This is a genomic window from Methylophilus sp. 3sh_L (genome assembly GCF_046766015.1).
In the GTDB taxonomy this organism is placed as follows: domain Bacteria; phylum Pseudomonadota; class Gammaproteobacteria; order Burkholderiales; family Methylophilaceae; genus Methylophilus.
The window spans coordinates 156,505-174,666 of sequence record NZ_JBKOUF010000001.1 but is presented as its reverse complement, the minus strand read 5'-3'; the positions used below and the strand labels follow the sequence as shown (position 1 = coordinate 174,666).

The 18,162-nt window shown below is 49.8% G+C and carries 15 protein-coding genes and 1 riboswitch; of the genes, 9 read left to right on the top strand and 6 right to left on the bottom strand.

Translation table 11 applies throughout. The features are described 5' to 3' along the window. Positions 1–150: 150 nt before the first annotated feature. Positions 151–1,317 (bottom strand): class I SAM-dependent methyltransferase, encoded by a 1,167-nt coding sequence (locus tag ACIDF8_RS00795; protein WP_412008755.1) that lies wholly within the window; start codon positions 1,315–1,317, stop codon positions 151–153. Positions 1,318–1,357: 40 nt separating this feature from the next. On the opposite strand from ACIDF8_RS00795, the gene ACIDF8_RS00790 reads away from it, so the two are divergent. The 4 genes from ACIDF8_RS00790 (at position 1,358) to topA (ending at position 6,112) form a co-directional block, all read left to right on the top strand. Continuing rightward, on the top strand, positions 1,358–2,110 hold the full coding sequence (locus ACIDF8_RS00790) for a pteridine reductase (protein WP_412008754.1): 753 nt from the start codon (positions 1,358–1,360) through the stop codon (positions 2,108–2,110). A 7-nt stretch (positions 2,111–2,117) separates the two neighbouring features. After that, on the top strand, positions 2,118–2,438 hold the full coding sequence (locus ACIDF8_RS00785; RefSeq protein ID WP_412008753.1) for a hypothetical protein: 321 nt from the start codon (positions 2,118–2,120) through the stop codon (positions 2,436–2,438). 69 nt (positions 2,439–2,507) lie between these two features. Further along, positions 2,508–3,449, top strand: a complete 942-nt coding sequence (ttcA, locus tag ACIDF8_RS00780) for a tRNA 2-thiocytidine(32) synthetase TtcA (protein WP_412008752.1) — start codon at positions 2,508–2,510, stop codon at positions 3,447–3,449. A gap of 110 nt (positions 3,450–3,559) precedes the next feature. After that, on the top strand, positions 3,560–6,112 hold the full coding sequence (gene topA, locus ACIDF8_RS00775; protein ID WP_412008751.1) for a type I DNA topoisomerase: 2,553 nt from the start codon (positions 3,560–3,562) through the stop codon (positions 6,110–6,112). A gap of 49 nt (positions 6,113–6,161) precedes the next feature. Here the strand turns inward: topA and ACIDF8_RS00770 are convergent, their stop codons facing one another. Further along, a complete protein-coding gene (locus tag ACIDF8_RS00770) occupies positions 6,162–7,415 on the bottom strand; it encodes an HD-GYP domain-containing protein (RefSeq protein ID WP_412008750.1) in 1,254 nt (417 codons plus the stop codon). A 115-nt stretch (positions 7,416–7,530) separates the two neighbouring features. Next, positions 7,531–8,694, bottom strand: a complete 1,164-nt coding sequence (gene metK / locus ACIDF8_RS00765; protein ID WP_412008749.1) for a methionine adenosyltransferase — start codon at positions 8,692–8,694, stop codon at positions 7,531–7,533. A gap of 164 nt (positions 8,695–8,858) precedes the next feature. Between metK and dapF the strand changes: the two genes are divergently transcribed. The 3 genes from dapF (at position 8,859) to xerC (ending at position 11,458) form a co-directional block, all read left to right on the top strand. Next, positions 8,859–9,689 (top strand): diaminopimelate epimerase, encoded by an 831-nt coding sequence (gene dapF, locus ACIDF8_RS00760; protein ID WP_412008748.1) that lies wholly within the window; start codon positions 8,859–8,861, stop codon positions 9,687–9,689. 33 nt (positions 9,690–9,722) lie between these two features. Then, positions 9,723–10,376, top strand: a complete 654-nt coding sequence (locus tag ACIDF8_RS00755) for a DUF484 family protein (protein WP_412008747.1) — start codon at positions 9,723–9,725, stop codon at positions 10,374–10,376. 200 nt (positions 10,377–10,576) lie between these two features. Beyond that, entirely contained in the window at positions 10,577–11,458 is an 882-nt protein-coding gene (gene xerC, locus ACIDF8_RS00750) for a tyrosine recombinase XerC (RefSeq protein WP_412008746.1), read from the top strand. A 70-nt stretch (positions 11,459–11,528) separates the two neighbouring features. Here xerC and ACIDF8_RS00745 read toward each other — a convergent pair whose 3' ends face one another. Genes ACIDF8_RS00745 through ACIDF8_RS00735 form a run of 3 tightly spaced genes read right to left on the bottom strand, consistent with a single transcriptional unit; the run spans position 11,529 to position 15,524 of the window. Next, on the bottom strand, positions 11,529–13,304 hold the full coding sequence (locus ACIDF8_RS00745; RefSeq protein WP_412008745.1) for a diguanylate cyclase: 1,776 nt from the start codon (positions 13,302–13,304) through the stop codon (positions 11,529–11,531). 11 nt (positions 13,305–13,315) lie between these two features. After that, positions 13,316–13,756, bottom strand: a complete 441-nt coding sequence (locus tag ACIDF8_RS00740; protein WP_412008744.1) for a GAF domain-containing protein — start codon at positions 13,754–13,756, stop codon at positions 13,316–13,318. Next, positions 13,743–15,524, bottom strand: a complete 1,782-nt coding sequence (locus ACIDF8_RS00735; protein WP_412008743.1) for an EAL domain-containing protein — start codon at positions 15,522–15,524, stop codon at positions 13,743–13,745. The genes ACIDF8_RS00740 and ACIDF8_RS00735 overlap by 14 nt, the downstream gene beginning before the upstream one ends. A 441-nt stretch (positions 15,525–15,965) precedes the next feature. On the opposite strand from ACIDF8_RS00735, the gene ACIDF8_RS00730 reads away from it, so the two are divergent. Both ACIDF8_RS00730 and ACIDF8_RS00725 read left to right on the top strand, forming a co-directional pair. Continuing rightward, on the top strand, positions 15,966–16,547 hold the full coding sequence (locus ACIDF8_RS00730; protein ID WP_412008742.1) for a superoxide dismutase: 582 nt from the start codon (positions 15,966–15,968) through the stop codon (positions 16,545–16,547). Between the two features lie 397 nt (positions 16,548–16,944). Beyond that, positions 16,945–17,042: riboswitch (guanidine-I (ykkC/yxkD leader) on the top strand. 57 nt (positions 17,043–17,099) lie between these two features. After that, a complete protein-coding gene (locus tag ACIDF8_RS00725) occupies positions 17,100–18,161 on the top strand; it encodes a putative urea ABC transporter substrate-binding protein (RefSeq protein WP_412008741.1) in 1,062 nt (353 codons plus the stop codon). The last annotated feature ends 1 nt before the right edge of the window (position 18,162 follow it).

The following is an 18,162-nucleotide window of genomic DNA, read 5'->3' as shown; positions in this document are numbered from 1 at the left end:
AGATAGTTTTAATTTTGTGATTTTTGCAGTCTGTGATTTCTCACTCACAGCAATAGTTTGCGCCTGCAATCCACCATAATTAAGAGCGACGCCCTCAATAATGGACAACGCCTATCATTCAAACTTTCGTTCTTGCAACCAGCCCGTCATTCAAAGCTGATGTCGTTTATCCCCTTGCATGAACCCTATCAGGGGCAACGATATTCCCTTACTCAAAGCCAACACCTTGAATAATTCCCCCATTTCGGCAGGTGACAGCAGCTTTTGTACGGCAGCCACTTGCGGCAAATAATGGGCACTGTCTTCTGGGTTGACCTGCTGCAGCAATCGCAGAATGCTGCAATTGATCAAAAACTGGGCTTGGTTGGTATACCCGGCACAATCAAGCCCATGCGCCAGGGCCGTTTCGGCCATGGCAGTAAAATCGACATGGGCGGTAATGTCTTGCAAGCCAGGATAGATGAAAGGGTTATCCTGCGCATAGTGCTGGTAATGGCACATCAAGGTGCCCTGGTTGCGTTGCGGATGGTAGTACTCGCGGGCACTAAAGCCGTAATCAGGAAACAGAATCAACCCTTGCTGCAAGCGATCGGCAAGACTGGCAACCAGCGCTTGTGCCGCAGGATTCACTTCTGTCAGATAGCCCTCAGGCAATTGGCTAACATCAATATGTGCAACGCAGGCGCTGCTTTGCAAAGCGCGTGTTTGCCATACAAAGCCATTTTCATAGCCCACCCCGCGTTCCCACCAGTGACCACCCTGCCACTGCACCAATTGCACCGGGATCGCATCCAGCACTTCATTGCCAACCACCACGCCAGTAAAACGTTCAGGCAATGTTTCCAGCCATTGCACACGCGCATAAAGCGCGGCCGGTAAGTCTTTTTGCAAATATTGTTGCTGGCGCATCCGTAAGTTGGCACTCACCTCTAAGATATAGTAGTGTGGCAACTGCTGCTGGGCATGCAGTGCGTGCAGCAAACCGTGCGCCAATTTTCCGGTACCTGCTCCCAGCTCTAGAATCGCTCCGCCCGTTTCCGCTAACACAGGGGCGAGTTGATTCGCCATGGCTTGCGCAAACAAAGGCGAAATTTGGGGTGCAGTCACAAAATCACCACCGACGCCGAACTTATTACCGCCGCCGCTGTAATATCCGAGGTGCGGCGTATACAAGGCCTGCTGCATGTAATCCGCAAAGGAGATCCAGCCGCCCTGTTGCTCGATGTGTGTTTTGATCTGCTGATGCAGGGCGTCACTGTGCGCTTGCATATGCACATCCGGCACAGGCAGGCGGGAAGAAATGGGTTGAACAGTCATTCAATCATTATAATGTGAGCCGTTTAGAAAAGAGTACACCGTGAAATTCAGCCCCAATAATAAAGTCGTATTGATTACCGGCGGTGCCAAGCGGGTAGGCGCAGCGATCACACGCACCTTGCACCAGCAAGGGGCCGACGTCATGCTGCACTACAACACCAGCCGCGCCGAAGCCGAAGCACTGCAGCGTGAACTCAACCACACGCGGGCGGATAGCCTCGCGATTATGCAAGCGGACTTATTGCAGACGGCGCAACTCCCCAAACTGATCCATGCCACACTAGAGACCTACGGCCGGCTGGATGTGCTGATTAACAATGCGTCAAGCTACTACCCCACCGCACTGGGTAATATAGATGAACAGCAATGGGAAGAACTGACCGGTAGCAATCTCAAGGCACCGCTGTTTTTGAGCCAGGCAGCCGCCGATGCGCTGTATGCCAGCCGGGGCTGTATCGTGAACATTACGGACATGCACATTGAACGCCCCAAAAAACACTATATCGTTTACAGCGCGGCAAAAGCCGGTTTGGTCAGCCTGACCAAATCACTGGCGCAGGAGCTGGCGCCGAATGTACGCGTCAATGCTGTCGCCCCTGGGCCGGTTTTATGGCCTGAAGACAATCAGGAATTTGATGAAGCTTACCGCCAGCAGGTGATTAACCAGACCTTGCTCAAACGCACCGGCGAGCCCGTTGACATTGCCAAAGCGGTCAAATTTTTAGTCTATGACGCTCCCTTCATCACCGGGCATGTGCTGGCTGTGGATGGCGGCCGGCATTTAAGTATGTAACTCAGCCATGCGGATAAAAGAGCAAACAATCACCATTCACGCAGCCGCGCCAAGCAAACCAGCATTAGGTGCCAATTGTAACGGCTGCGGGGTGTGTTGTGCTGCTGAGCCCTGCCCGGTCAGCCTCACCTTGCTCTGGCCGCACCAAACGCCGTGTCGCGCCCTGACTTGGAGTGAGGTGGAAAAACGTTATTTTTGCGGCATGGTCAGTGCGCCAGCGCAGTTTTTAAGCTGGCTGCCAGCCCGGCTCAATCCTGTGGCAAGCAGATTATTCAGGCGCTGGATTGCCGCAGACACGCGATGCGATGCGGATGTTACGCTGGAATAAAACAAAATCACCTCAAATAATCAAACACTTACCATTTTAAAGCGCCGCTTTCCGCTATAATGCGCGCCTATGAAGATCAAACATTATCCTGACGATGTCAGCCAGAATTTTTTAAAACTGCGCAACCAGTTGATTAGTGCCACCGGTAAAGCCATTGGTGATTACAACATGATTGAGGATGGCGATACCGTGCTGGTATGCATGAGTGGCGGTAAAGATAGCCATGCCATGCTGATGATTTTGCTGGCGCTGCAAGAGCGAGCACCAATCAACTTCAAACTGATTGCGATGAACCTCGACCAGAAGCAACCTGGCTTTCCAGCCGATATTCTACCGACCTACTTTGAGAAGCTGGGCGTAGAGTACCGCATTGTCGAAGCCGACACCTATTCCATCGTCAAGGAAAAAATTCCTGAAGGCAAAACCACGTGCAGCCTCTGTTCACGCTTGCGCCGCGGCATTATTTACACGACAGCCCAACAGCTAGGCGCCAACAAAATTGCCTTAGGCCATCACCGCGATGACATCGTGCAGACTTTGTTCCTCAATATGTTTTATGGCGCAAAAATGAAAGCCATGCCGCCCAAGCTGGCGACTAACCGTGGCGAATTCATGGTGATCCGCCCGCTGGCCTATTGCGCCGAGAAAGACATTGCTTCCTATGCACGTGGGATGCAATTCCCGATTATTCCGTGTGACTTATGTGGCAGCCAGGAAAACCTGCAACGTCAAAAAGTAAAAGACATGCTCAACAACTGGGAGCGTGAGCAACCCGGGCGTATCAATAATATTTTCCGCGCCATTGGCAATGTGGAACCCTCCCATTTGGCAGATTTTGACTTATATGACTTCAAGCATTTGAGCCAAGCCAAGGAAGAGGATGAAGATCCGATGTTTGATCATGAGAAATTTTCGAGCAACGAGATGGCGCTCACCATTGCCACGCAGGACGAAAAACACATTGCTTTTGCGCGCAAACCGTTTCCAGTTGCGGTGACCACTGAAGAATAAAACAACTTTTGAGGATGGCAAGCGTATAAAACGGCACTTTCTTGCATGGAAGGTTGTCTAGCCGTTGCAACGCTTGCTATTATCTAGCCAACGCTTAAACAGACTACGCAATGTCCAAACTGCTGATTGTAGAATCCCCTTCCAAAGCCAAAACCCTAAAAAAGTATTTGGGCGGCGACTTTGAGGTCTTGGCCTCTTACGGGCATGTAAGAGACCTGATTCCGAAAAATGGCGCAGTCGATCCGGCCCAGCAGTTTGCCATGAAGTACGACATCATAGACCGCAACAGCAAGCATGTAGATGCGATTGCCAAAGCGGTTAAAAGTGCTGACAGCATTTATCTGGCCACCGACCCGGACCGCGAAGGCGAAGCCATCTCCTGGCATATTGCCGAGATTCTCAATGAGAAAAAACTCATCAAAAACAAACTGCTTAAGCGGGTAGAGTTTAACGAGATTACACAAACCGCTGTCAAGCATGCCATCGACCATCCGCGCGATATTTCCATGGACCTGGTCAATGCGCAGCAAGCCCGCCGTGCGCTGGATTATCTGGTTGGGTTTAATTTATCGCCTTTGTTGTGGAAAAAAATCCGCCGCGGCCTGTCTGCAGGGCGTGTACAAAGCCCGGCCTTGCGTCTGATTGTTGAACGCGAGCTCGAAATCGAGGCGTTTACCAGTCAGGAATACTGGAGCATCCATATGAGTGCGCTCAAGCATGCGCATGGGTTTGATGCCAAACTGGTGCAACTCAATGGCCAGAAAGTAGAGCAATTCACGGTCACCAATCACGACCAGCAGGCTGACATTGTCGGCAAACTGTTGTTGGCCTCGGCAGGCAAAACCACGGTGACCCGCGTTGAGAAAAAACAACGCAGCCGCAGTCCTGCGGCACCATTTACGACCTCCACCCTGCAACAGGAAGCTGTACGCAAACTGGGCTTCACGACCAGCCGCGCCATGCGGATTGCGCAACAACTGTATGAAGGGATAGACGTCGGTAGCGGCACGGTCGGTTTGATTACCTACATGCGTACTGACTCGTTTAGTTTAGCCACGGAAGCGGTGATGCAGATCCGTGACTACGTGAAAAAGCACTTTGATGCAGACTACCTGCCCAAAGCGCCCATCATGTACAAAACCAAGGCCAAAAATGCGCAAGAAGCGCACGAGGCCATCCGCCCAACCGATATTACACGGACGCCAGCCAGTGTGCGTCAATACCTGAATGACGAACAGTTTAAACTGTATGAAATGATTTGGAAGCGCACCCTGGCTTGCCAAATGACCCAAGCCAAGTATGACGCAGTCAGCGTTGATCTGGCAGTCGGCTCCGAGGCCAACCTGTTCCGAGCCAGTGGGCAAACGCTGGTCTTCCCTGGCTTTATTGCCGTGTATATGGAAGGCAAGGACGACGACAAAGACGACGAAGATGCGGAAGCCAAGTTGCCGCACCTGGAAACTGGTGAAGTGCTCAACGTAGAGCGTATTTATGGCGAACAACACTTTACCGAACCGCCACCACGCTATTCAGAGGCGAGCCTGGTGAAGGCTCTCGAAGAATATGGCATCGGCCGCCCTTCCACCTACGCCAGCATTATCTCCACGCTGCAAGACCGCGAATATGTCGTGCTGGATAAAAAGCGCTTCACCCCGACTGACGTGGGCCGGGTGGTCAACAAGTTTTTGACCGAACACTTTACCCAGTATGTGGATTATGACTTTACCGCCAAACTCGAAAACGAGCTCGATGAAATCGCCGAGGGCAACCTGGACTGGGTGCCGGTCATGGACAAATTCTGGCAGGGCTTCAACCAACAGATTCAGGTCAAGGCGGATGTCGAGCGTCCCGGCAATGAACTGATAGATGAGCAATGCCCTAAATGTGGCCGCCAATTGCAGAAACAACTGAGCCGCTATGGCAGCTTTATCGGCTGTACCGGTTATAACGCGACCCCCAAGTGTGATTATAAGCGCAGCCTGGATGGTGAAACCAATGCCGCCGCCGAACCCGTCGTCATCGGTCAGGACACGGAAACCCAAAAAGACATTTACCTGATGAACGGCCCTTATGGCCCCTATTTGCAGGTAGGTCAGCCTGTGGAAGGCGAAAAGAAAAAACCAAAACGCGTCAGCATCCCTAAAGAAATCCCACTGAGCCAGATCAATATTGATACGGCGCACATGCTGCTCAGCCTGCCTCGCGACTTAGGTACGCATCCGGAAACCGGTAAAAAAATCGTCGCCAACATTGGGCGCTTTGGGCCATATGTGAATCACGATGGCAAATTCAAATCCATCCCAAAGACCGAAAGTGTATTCAGCATCTCACTGGAAGGCGCCGTTGCGCTATTGGCTGCGGCCAGTGGCCCAGCCCCGCTAGCTGATTTGGGTGCACATCCTTCGGGAGAGGGCCGCATTGAAGTCTTCTCAGGACGTTATGGGCCCTACGTACAGCACAATGGTGTACGCGCCACGTTGCCCAAGAGCGTGACGCCCGAAGAGTTAACCGTTGAACAAGCACTAGAGTTATTGGCCGAAAAGGCAGCAAAAGACGGCGGTACCAAAACCGGCAAAAAAACGACTGCTAAAAAAGCGCCCGCCAAAAAGACCACGGCCAAGGCAACGACCAGTAGACGCACTAAAAAGACCGACGCAGAATAAATAAAGGGAGCTTAGCTCCCTTTATTTATTGTTGCTGCGATGGATACAACTAATGATTAGCCCATAAATGATCAATGTTGTCTACGCCCCAGGCTGCCGCGGATTCGTTCCCGACAATCTCATCCATTCCCTTGGATAAATCCAACTCAACCACGGGAATACGCGTTTTGGATTTTGTGGAAAAAAATACCTTCACGACCGGCTTGAGTAAACTCTCAGGCGATTGCCTGACCACAACGGCCAAGCGACCGGACTTCAACATCACCACCGTCCCCACCGGATAAATGCCCAAACTCTTAACAAAGGCCTTAAAAATCACCGGATCAAAATGCCCCGCCCAGCTGGCCATACGCTTAAGTGCCATGCCTGGTTCCCAAGCCGGTTTATAGGAGCGGGTTGAGGTGACAGCGTCATACACATCACAAATAGCGCCCATCTTGGCAAAAATACTGATACTGTCGCCAGACAATCGTTTGGGATAGCCACTGCCATCCACTTTTTCATGATGATGCAAACAAACATCTAGCGTGACTTCATCGGCAACATTGGCTTTAAGCAACATATCATAGCCCAACTGCGGATGCTGGCGGACGATATCAAACTCCTGGTCAGAGAGCGCACCAGGTTTATTCAAAATATCCAAGGGAATCGCGGCCTTGCCCATATCATGCATCAATCCGGCCAATCCGGCTTTACGGATTTCTGCATCAGAAAGCTTGAGCTCTTTTGCCAGGGCCGCCATCAGTGCGCATACCGCCACCGAGTGCATATACGTATAATCATCGACTGTTTTTAGCCGCACCAGACTAATCAGCGCATGCGAATTACGTGTGACAGAATCAGAAATCTCCTCCACGATGGGCATCACTGCTTCCGCCTCTATCGCTTTACCCAGGCGTAAGTCCTGAAACATTGAGTTAATGGCTTTGCGCGAAGACGCAATGATCTTAACCGCTTGCTCTCGCTCAGCCTCAATCGTGGTCGGCTTGTGTCTATTCGGATCCGGGGAAGCTGGCGGCGGAGAGGGTGCAGGCCCATCCAACTCAAGCATGACCAGCTCCTTATCAGACAAGGCTGGCTGAGGAGCAGGTTCGGACAAGGTTTTTCTGGGCTTGGCAACATCCAAGCCTTGGCTGACATCAATCACCACCTCTTGGATGCGGCTGGCAAGGAGTTTTTGCAAGTCTTCGGGGTCCTTGAGCACAAACTTGCTGCGCCAAAATGGATGATCCATCCACGGCCCCTTGAGCTCATGAATGTACATGCCTAGGCGCACGTCCTTTACTGTAATTGTTTTAAGCATCCCGTTTACAACCCCCATACAACTGCTAACAATTTTACAATTGATCCAGGTCAAAAAGCCATAAAAAAAGAGGGCATAATGCCCTCTTCAAAATTACTTTTACGTGAATGTTTTTTTACAAGCCTGCCGCCGCACGCAGTGCGGCTGCCTTGTCTGTATTTTCCCAGCTGAACTCAGGTTCATCACGGCCAAAGTGACCATAGGCTGCTGTTTTGCTGTAAATGGGCCGCAACAGGTCCAACATTTTAACAATGCCTTTTGGACGCAAGTCAAAATGCTCGCGCACCAATTGTGTCAAACGTTCATCTGATACCTTGCCAGTGCCATAAGTCTCGACCATGATGGAGGTCGGTTGCGCCACGCCAATCGCATAGCTGACCTGTACCAGACACTTATCTGCCAAGCCTGCAGCCACAATATTTTTGGCGACATAACGACCCGCATAAGCCGCTGAGCGGTCAACTTTGGAAGGGTCTTTGCCAGAGAAAGCACCGCCGCCATGGGGTGCAGCACCACCATAGGTGTCCACAATAATTTTACGGCCGGTCAGACCACAATCACCTTGCGGGCCACCAATCACAAAACGGCCAGTCGGGTTCACAAGATACTTGATCTCGCCTTTGATCAGCTCTGCAGGTAAAGTTGGCTTGATAATTTCTTCAATGACTGCTTCACGGATTGCGTCTAGTGTCATATCTGGCGCATGTTGGGTAGACACCAGCACCGTATCAATCTTGTGCGGCTTGCCATCCACATACTGAATCGTGACTTGTGATTTGGCGTCTGGGCGCAACCATGGCAAGCGGCCATCCTTACGTAATTGTGACTGACGCTCCATCACGCGGTGGCTTAGCCAGATCGGCAACGGCATTAATTGTGGCGTTTCGTTCACAGCATAGCCGAACATCAGGCCCTGGTCACCGGCACCCTGATCCAGCGGATCATCATTCGCATTATCCACGCCTTGGGCAATGTCAGGGGATTGTTTGTCATAAGCGACAAGCACAGCACAACCCTTGTAATCAATGCCGTAATCGGTGTTGTCGTAGCCGATACGTTTGACCGCATCCCGGGCCACTTTGATGTAATCCACATTCGCTGTGGTTGTAATCTCACCAGCCAACACAATCAAACCAGTATTTGCCAGGGTTTCCGCAGCCACACGTGCGGTCGGATCTTGGGCGAGAATTGCATCGAGGATGCTATCTGAAACTTGATCGGCCAGCTTGTCTGGATGACCTTCGGAAACGGATTCCGAAGTAAAAAGATATTCACTCATGTTTGACGCCTTGAAAAGTATAAAGTTAATAAACGCAGCTAACTAAAGGCTGAAGCTAACCGCAAAATTGGGAACGAAGATTCTACCCGAGTTTAGTGACAACAAGGAATAAATATACTGCCCATAGATGCCTTCAACGGCGCGATAAGGTATTATCTTGAGCTATGAAATTACGATTTACCAAAATGCAGGGCGCCGGCAATGACTTTGTCGTCATTGATGCGACCCGCGCACCCATCCACCTTTCCCATAGCCAAATCCAGCACATCGCCAACCGCTATTTCGGGGTCGGTTGTGACCAGTTATTGATGGTCGAATCGACAACGACGCCAGGGGTAGACTTCCGTTACCGCATTTTTAATGCAGATGGTGGTGAAGTCGAGCAATGTGGCAATGGCGCCAGATGTTTTGTCCGATTTGTCGTGGACAAAGGATTGACTAACAAACACGAAATCAAGGTCGAAACCGCCAGTGGCGTGATCACCCTCAAGCTACAAGAAGATGGGCAAGTTACCGTGAATATGGGCGCGCCTCGTTTTACACCCGCGCAGATCCCTTTTGAGGCTGAGCAGCAAGCAACCACTTATGAGTTGCCATTGGCGAGCGAAACCATCACAGTCAGCGCAGTTTCCATCGGCAACCCGCATGCAGTCATGCTGGTAGACAATGTGCATACGGCCGAAGTCGCCACACTGGGCCCGCAAATAGAATCACATCCTCAATTTCCGCAACGCGTGAATGCGGGTTTTATGCAGGTCCTGAACGAGCATGAGATCAATTTGCGCGTTTATGAACGCGGCAGTGGTGAAACGCTGGCTTGCGGAACTGGGGCCTGCGCGGCAGCCGTCAGCGGCATCCAACTGGGTACGCTACAAAGCCCGGTCAAAGTCCATACCCGTGGTGGCATCCTCACTATTCAATGGGCGGGCGGAGAGTCGCCCGTCTTGATGACCGGGCCGGCAGAAATTGTCTTTGACGGCGAAATTGAAATTTAAAACAAAGCACTTAAGATAAAGAACAGCAGTATCATGGAAGAAAGCATCAACGAAAACGACATCAAGCATTACCTCAAAGCACACCCTGATTTCTTTGAGCGTCATGCCCACTTACTGGCAGAGCTGTTCCTGCCCAGCCCTCATGGCAAAGGCACCATTTCACTGGCAGAACGCCAGCAAATTGCACAACGTGACAAAATCCGCGTCCTGGAATCCAGATTTACCGAGCTGATCCTGACTGCTGAAGAAAACGAAACCACCGCCAACAAGGTACACGAGCTGACATTAGGGTTGCTTTATGCCAAAGACGTGCCTGCCTTGCATGCACATCTGGTGGAGTTTTTGTCCAGCCAGTTCCAGTTACCGAATACGCAACTTAAACTCTGGGCCAACGACAGCCATGCACCGGACAGCTTGTTTATTGCAGCAGAAGACTCGCTGAAAAACTGGGCTAAAGATCTCAGCCAGCCTTACTGTGGCACACTCCCCACCATGGATATTGCTGGCTGGTTTAATGAAACACCGGCCTCCCTGGCCGTGATTCCGATGCGCTACCAGGACGTGACATTTGGCCTGATGGCCATTCCCAGTGAACAACGCAGCCGCTTTTATGCCGGCATGGGCACCTTGTTCCTTAACCGCATTGGTGAACTGGTCAGTGCATCGCTGGCGCGCTATATCGTATGAAAGCCCCCGCTGAGGTTTCCGCCAAGAGGGATCTTCTTGCGGCAACTGTCAGCGTGAATCAACCATGCAAGGCGCCAAGATGAACGCGTTGCATGGGCATGGCAATAACTATCCACACGCGAGTACATTTGAGCTTCTTGGTGCTTTGCACCTCGCACTGACTGCTTCTCACTCCTGTTTAAAGTACCGGGGATTTTGGCATGCATGAATTGCTGGATGAGTATCTCGACTTTCTGCATTTTGAGCGTGGCCTTAGCGAACATACGCGCAACAACTACCAGCGTGACATCGAACAACTGCTGTCCCAACATGGACAAACGCTGCAAGCGATCACCCCACAACAGATCCGTCGAAGCATCGCCACCCTGCATAGCCAAGGCCTGAGTGGCCGCAGCATCGCACGCATGCTGTCCAGCTGGCGCGGCTTTTTCCGCTATCTGGTCTTGCGTCACCAGTTCCCGTCCAATCCAGTCGTCGGCTTGCGTGCACCCAAAGCCGCCAAAACGCTGCCACACGCGTTATCCATCGAGCAAACCATCAAACTGGTCGAAATTGAGGGCGACACCGCCATCGTGATGCGCGACCGTGCCATGCTGGAACTCTTCTACTCCTCAGGCTTGCGACTGAGCGAGCTGGTAGGCCTCAATCTGGACCGGTTGGATTTAAACGAAGGCGTGGTCACTGTCATCGGCAAAGGCAATAAAACACGGATGGTCCCACTGGGGAGCAAAGCGATTGCAGCGCTGAAAGACTGGCTAGCCCAGCGGCCGATGTGGCTACTCAAGCACCCGCAACAACCTGCGGTATTCATTAGCCAGCAAGGCCGCCGCCTCAATGGTCGCAGCGTACAAAAACGGATCAGTGACTGGGCCATTAAACAGGGTCTGCATAGCCATGTGCACCCTCATATGCTGCGCCACAGTTTTGCCAGTCATGTGCTGCAAAGTAGTGGCGATTTACGGGCCGTCCAAGAAATGCTCGGGCACGCCAATATCAGCACCACCCAGGTGTATACCCATCTGGATTTTCAGCACCTCAGCAAGATTTACGATGCAGCACACCCCAGGGCGCGAAAAAAATAAGACACAAATAGGTAGCAATACCTGGACACAGGTATTAGAAACTGGACGTTGCTGTCAAGCCTTTCAGACCCTAGCTCAATTCTTTTGACTTGAAATTTCCGCGGCCAGCCGCTTTCGCCTCATACAGCGCTTCATCGGCCAGTTTAACCAGGTTACCGCTTGCGCTATTTTTACTGAAGGCAATTCCGACACTGGTGGATAACTGCAAAGTCAAGGCACCGACTTTAAATGGAGTAGCCACTGAGGCAAGAATTTTACCGGCAATTCTCTCTGCCGAAGCCAACGAATTGATGTCGGAAATCACCAGCAAAAACTCATCCCCGCCGAATCTGCCAATATAGTCTATTTTTCGGATACTGGCCCGCACTTGCGCAGCAAAAAACTTGATTACCTCATCACCAATCAAATGACCATATTGATCATTAATTTTCTTAAAGTAATCAATGTCCAAGAACATGATGGCGATATTCTTGCGTGTCTCCTGTTGTTTTTTGATTTCCTGCTTGAGCAATTCTGTGATAAAACTCTTGTTATACACACCGGTTAAAGGGTCTATCGATGCTTGGCGCTGGAACTCCATCTCCCGCCTTTTCTGATCAGTGACATCCCATACCATGACATAAAAGCCGATGACTTCGCCAGTCACAGATTTATCCGGAATAAACCGCACATCAAGATAAATCACATGGTCATTGATAGTTTGCTGCCGTTCAATGGCGACCATTTCCCCCATCAGGGCGGCCTGTATAAAAGACTCTAGCGTCTTGTATATTGCCTCCCCAAAAACTTCGCGCTTGGTGTTGCCAACAATGGCAGTGATATCACGGTTATAAATACGGTGATATTGCGGATTACAATATTGATAGCGCTGATGTTTGTCGACATAGGCCACGCCGACGGGAATAGAATCAGTAATTGAACGTGGCAAAGCTTGCTTTGCAATAAGTTCAAGCTCAATTTTCTTTTCGTCAGTGATGTCGTGCATGGCGACAACGGCCCCCAGCGGATTGCCGTGGCTATCACTAAAAGACTGCCCACTGGCACTGATGATTCGCTGCAAACCATTCACCGACTCAATCACAAACTGCTGATGATCCACCAGCTCACCACGCAATGCGCGAGACAAGGGAACATCACTGGTATTCAGCACCTTGCTCCCATCCAGCTCCAGAAGTTTGTAATACTTTGCCCACTCATCTTGTGACACATTGAGATTATCAATACCATGGAGCTTTTTGGTGGCCCGGTTAAACAGCGTCAATTTTCCACTGGCATCTGCGGCGACAATGCCGACATTGATTGTATCAAGAATCACATTTAACATCGCCTGCTTTTGTTCAAGCTCAGCCGTTCTCTGTTTGACGCGAAGCTCTAGCACCTGGTTGGCCTGTAGCAATTGGCTTTCTGCTGTGACCCTCGCGGTCTCATCCTGCACCAGTGACAATACCGATAATATCTCGCCGTTTTCGTCAAAGAGTATGGAGTTGTACCAAAAGCAATCGGCAACACTGCCATCTTTCTTATAGTTTTTATTATGGATAATGACGCTAGGCTCTTTGGACTGAATCATGGCATCCAATGAAGAAGTCACGCGTGCGACATCGTCCTCATGTATGAACTGCCATTCAAGTAAAGTCTTGCCTATCACTTCATCTGCATGCCAGCCAAAAATATCCTCCGCTTGACGGGACCATTTTGATACCCGTAGAAACCTGTCCCACTCCAACACGGCCAGTGGGGAATTATCAATGTGCTTGACCAGTTTTTGCACGGTGCTATCCAGCACTTTGGATTGCGACACTGCGGCCAGTTCCATGCTACGGTTTTGTAGTTCGATTTCAAGCAACTTAGCAAAATCTACCAGACTCCTGACATCTGACTGAAAAACCTGGGCTCGGTATCAATCAAACACAAACTACCAATGGCAAAACCATCAGCACTATAAACAGGATGTCCCGCATAAAATCTAATTTTGGGGCCAGCTGTCACCAGCGGGTTGTCATAGAAGCGGGCATCAGTCAATGCATCCTTCACGACCAACGTGTCTTGCATGTTGATGACATGCCCACAAAAGGAAATCCGGCGTGGAGTTTCTGACATCTCGAGACCATAACGTGACTTGAACCACTGCCTGTTGACATCGACAATAGTGAAAGCCGCCGTCGGAACAGAGAAAAAATTGGCAGCGAGACGCGTGATGCGGTCAAAACGGTCCTCAGGCAGTGTATCTAGAATACGCAAACCACAAACTGCCTGCACACGCCCAGCTTCTGTATCAGGAAAATCAGGCTCTAACATGACCCTCTCTACTATGCAACCACGTTTCAAATTGCGCGAGTGGCATCGGTCTCGCAATCCAATAGCCCTGCCCGTCATCGCACCCTAATGCCTTCAGCGTGCTGCAAACCTCTTCAGACTCTATCCCTTCTGCAACGACCCTGAAGCCGAATGCCTGGGCCATAGCAATCAATGACTTCACGATAATGAGGTTTTTCGGGTCATGCTGTAAATCATGGATGAATGATTGATCAATTTTCAACGCTGTTGCCGGCAGCATTTTGAAAAAGTATAAATTATTATAGCCTGTTCCAAAATCATCAATAGACAAGCTGACACCCATATCGCGCAATACCTGCAGGCGTTGCAAGGTGGTCATCGGGTTCGTCATCAACGCACTTTCGGTAAACTCGATCTCGATGCCCCCGGGGTTTACATTGTAGGTCTCTATCAGCGCTTTTAAGCGGAAAAGAAACTGGTCTGAATCGAGGTCCACGGCCGACACGTTCAATGCCAGCGAAAACGTATGCCCCAAAGCCTGCCACTCAGCGGCCTGACGCAGACCTTTATCCATGACCCAATGGGTGATGCGGCGCATTAAGGCGGTTTTTTCGGCCAGGGGAATAAACACGTTGGGCGCAATGTTTCCCATTTCAGGGTGCTGCCATCGTATCAATGCCTCTACCCCAACCACAGCGCCCGTTACGAGATCTACTTTGGGCTGATAGTGCAGAGTTAACTCCGTCTGCGAAATCAGCGCGTTAGGGATCGCCATCATGATATTGAATGCTTGCCTAGTCGAATTTTCAAGTGACCTTTCATAAGGCAAAAACTCAATATTGCGCTGGCGTGCCAGATCCACAGAGGTAATCAGTGCCCTGACCACCTCTTTAGAATCCTGGCATTGGTCAGGCGACACCGTAGAAATAGTGATATCAAACCGATAAGGAATCCCCTGATGCTCTACCGTGTTGGCAAAAGTCGTGATCAGCTCCTGGACGACCATCGCCGTCTTGCCCGCCTCCATATTCACGGCAAACAAAGTGCTAGAAATACGGTAAAGGGTGTAAGCACTTAATATGTGTTTGAGTTTTTCTTTGGCAGCAATCAGCATTAACTCGGCATATTCCCAGCCCAGCGCTTTGACCACGCTGCAGTAATACTCCTCACCACACACATCAATTGCCAAGCCGAGCAATGGTTGGGAATGGATGGGATCATGTAAGAATGCCTCAATGTCATCAATAAAACGCGCGCGGTTAGGCAACTGCGTTAATGCATCAAAATAGCCCACTGTGGAAAGCAACTTGAGGCGTTCCTTCACGATGGCGCAAATATCAACCAGCAGTTGTATCTCTTCAGGGTTGAATGCCGGTCGCGGGACGCTGTCAATAATACACAGCGTACCAATACACTTACCGCCATCAATCACAATCGGGGCGCCTGCATAAAAGCGGATATTCGGCGCCGAAGTAACCAGCGGATTGTCAAAAAAGCGGGGATCTTCCAGCGCGTTCAAGACCACCATCGGTTCCTGTTCATGAATGGCATAGGCACAAAAAGCCTGGTCCCTCGGTGTTTCAGAAACGGCAAGTCCGTATTTGGATTTAAACCACTGCCGATGTTCATCAATCAATGAGACCAAGGCTATTGGCACCTTGAAAACAGTTGCGCATACCTTGGTGATGGAATCCAGAATGTTATCTGCTGGCGAGTCCAGCAGGCAGAGCTCGCCCAATAGCTTGAGCCTCTCACCCTCATTAAATGGCAACCCCGGTCCATCAGTCATCGCGCGTATTCACCTATGTATTTTTTAATATGAAACAGCACTTGAGCCATCCCCATCTTGTTATTTAACGGCATCTTATGTAGATAAATTAACGGTGTGGGTTAAATAACTGATGACAACCAATGCAGAGAAATTATAGCCATAAAATATTGATAAGCGATTGATTTTAAGCAAAAAAACTCTAGAACATCTTAAAAATTACTGCCAGCATACTGTTATTTGTCAGCACTACTAGATACCTTGCCCAACTTCTGCAAGCCTGATCAACTCAATCATATAAAAATAATCTAAACCAAAACCACGGTTTTTAAGTCTCATAAAATATGGCAAAATAACCTTAGTAAATTGGTAAACAATTTGCCAGATAAACTGACGGTCACGTCATTTCTTACATGCCTTGAAGTAACCGCATGAAAACAACCTAGCAATAAAGGAAAATCCATGGAACACACCTTACCACCATTGCCGTTTGCCAAAAATGCACTGGCGCCCCATATGTCTGAAGAGACGTTTGACTACCACTATGGCAAACACCATCAAGCCTACGTGACTAACCTCAACAACCTGATCAAAGGCACCGAGTTTGAAAACGCCAGCCTGGAAGAGATCGTCAAAAAATCTTCTGGTGGCATCTACAACAACTCTGCCCAAATCTGGAACCACACCTTCTTCTGGAACTGCCTGTCTCCAAACGGTGGTGGTGAGCCCTCAGGCGCATTGGCGGCAGCGATCAACGCCAAATGGGGTTCTTATGAAGAATTCAAAAAAGCCTTCCAGACTTCTGCGGTTGGCAACTTCGGTTCTGGCTGGACCTGGTTAGTGAAAAAAGCCGACGGCTCTGTAGACATCGTCAACATGGGCGCAGCTGGCACCCCATTGACCACTGGCGACAAAGCGTTGCTGACCATCGACGTATGGGAACACGCTTATTACATCGACCACCGCAATGCCCGTCCAAAATTTGTGGAAACCTTCCTGAATCACTTGGTTAACTGGGAATTCGCAGCGAAAAACTTTGCTTAATTCGCAGAGTCGATGGCGGCTTCTAAAAGCCGCAAACATTAACCTGTATTACTAAAGCGTTGTTTGGTGATACCAAACATCTGCGTTAAAGCCCCGGACCTTCTGGGGCTTTATTTTTTCCTGGTTGATCAGTTGGAATAGAGACGCTTAGTAAGCATGCCTTTGTGAGATTAGGCAGACTCTCTGAAAGTATTTTCTATTTCATTTAAAGATGAATGATTACTTTTTTATCGTATTACGCGACTTTAATCACGCCCAAACTTGGGCTTAACGCACTATCAAAGTGCATAAATAGTGATCACTTTTATAGGAATTCCATTTAAAACAATAGCTTACCGACTGGCATATTAGTTGCTACTTTAGTCATGTGGGGCAGCAGGTATGAACGCTGCATTACCTAATGGTTGGCTAGGGTTCCGGCTTACGTGAGTGAGTGCTGGTCCGAGAGCTGACGACCTCCAAGAGGTTACACGGCGGGATAAAAGCCCGGGAGATAGCAACATTTTGAATGTTAGCTGCTCCCTTGCCGAATAATTTACTTGGAGTTCTCCTATGCTAGTTCGACGCTTTACACTCGCACTGACGCTGCTTTGCTTTTCTCTGTTTAATACCACTGCATTCGCTGCTGACTCAAAAAAACAATTCAATATTTGCTGGACCATTTATGCTGGATGGATGCCATGGGATTATGCGCAAGCTAAAGGCATCGTCGCCAAATGGGCAAAGAAATACGGCATCACGATTAAAGTCACGCAGTTGAACGATTATGCTGAATCCATTAATCAATACACCGCGGGGCAATTTGATGGTTGCAGTATGGCCAATCTGGATGCATTGGTTGTGCCAGCGGCGGGTGGCGTTGACTCCACCGCATTAATTGTCGGCGACTATTCAAATGGTAACGATGGCATTGTCATTAAGGGCGCGAATAAACAGATCAAGGACCTCAAGGGGCAAAGCGTACACTTGGTTCAATATTCTGTATCGCATTATTTACTGGCAAGGGCTCTGGAACAGGCCGGACTCACCCAGAAGGACTTGAAGTTAGTCAATGTCTCAGATGCAGATGTTGTCGCCGCCTTTAGCACGCCGTCTGTCAAAGCCATGGCAACTTGGAACCCTCAACTCTCTGAGTTGGCCGCGCTGCCAAATACTTCAAAGGCATTCACCTCCAGCCAGATTCCTGGCGAAATCATCGACTTGATGGTCGTCAATACAGACACTTTACGAAAAAACCCATCGCTAGGGAAAGCTTTAACGGGTGCATGGTTTGAAGTGATGGCGCTCATGAAAGCAAAAGATAAAGAGGCGTTGCAATACATGGCCAAGCACTCTGGCACAACTCTGGATTCATACATGCAGCAAATTTCCACCACCGCCCTGTTTTATGAACCTGCCGCCTCACTGGCTTTTGTCAAGGACGCAAAACTGCCAACGGTGATGCAAAAGGTCTCTAGTTTTTCTTTCGAGAATGGATTGCTGGGGCCAGCAGCAAAATCCGCAAACGCCATTGGCATTGAATATCCCAACGGCGTTGTCACCGGTAACAGCAAAAATATCAAACTCAGATTCACTGACACCTATCTGCAAATGGCTGTGGATGGCAAGCTCTAAA

Coding starts and splice junctions, on each gene's coding strand:
- ACIDF8_RS00795 (WP_412008755.1), bottom strand. CDS start 1,317: ATGACTGTTCAACCCATTTCTTCCCGCCTGCCTGTGCCGGATGTGCAT.
- ACIDF8_RS00785 (WP_412008753.1), top strand. CDS start 2,118: ATGCGGATAAAAGAGCAAACAATCACCATTCACGCAGCCGCGCCAAGC.
- ttcA (WP_412008752.1), top strand. CDS start 2,508: ATGAAGATCAAACATTATCCTGACGATGTCAGCCAGAATTTTTTAAAA.
- topA (WP_412008751.1), top strand. CDS start 3,560: ATGTCCAAACTGCTGATTGTAGAATCCCCTTCCAAAGCCAAAACCCTA.
- ACIDF8_RS00770 (WP_412008750.1), bottom strand. CDS start 7,415: ATGCTTAAAACAATTACAGTAAAGGACGTGCGCCTAGGCATGTACATT.
- metK (WP_412008749.1), bottom strand. CDS start 8,694: ATGAGTGAATATCTTTTTACTTCGGAATCCGTTTCCGAAGGTCATCCA.
- dapF (WP_412008748.1), top strand. CDS start 8,859: ATGAAATTACGATTTACCAAAATGCAGGGCGCCGGCAATGACTTTGTC.
- ACIDF8_RS00755 (WP_412008747.1), top strand. CDS start 9,723: ATGGAAGAAAGCATCAACGAAAACGACATCAAGCATTACCTCAAAGCA.
- xerC (WP_412008746.1), top strand. CDS start 10,577: ATGCATGAATTGCTGGATGAGTATCTCGACTTTCTGCATTTTGAGCGT.
- ACIDF8_RS00740 (WP_412008744.1), bottom strand. CDS start 13,756: ATGTTAGAGCCTGATTTTCCTGATACAGAAGCTGGGCGTGTGCAGGCA.
- ACIDF8_RS00735 (WP_412008743.1), bottom strand. CDS start 15,524: ATGACTGATGGACCGGGGTTGCCATTTAATGAGGGTGAGAGGCTCAAG.
- ACIDF8_RS00730 (WP_412008742.1), top strand. CDS start 15,966: ATGGAACACACCTTACCACCATTGCCGTTTGCCAAAAATGCACTGGCG.
- ACIDF8_RS00725 (WP_412008741.1), top strand. CDS start 17,100: ATGCTAGTTCGACGCTTTACACTCGCACTGACGCTGCTTTGCTTTTCT.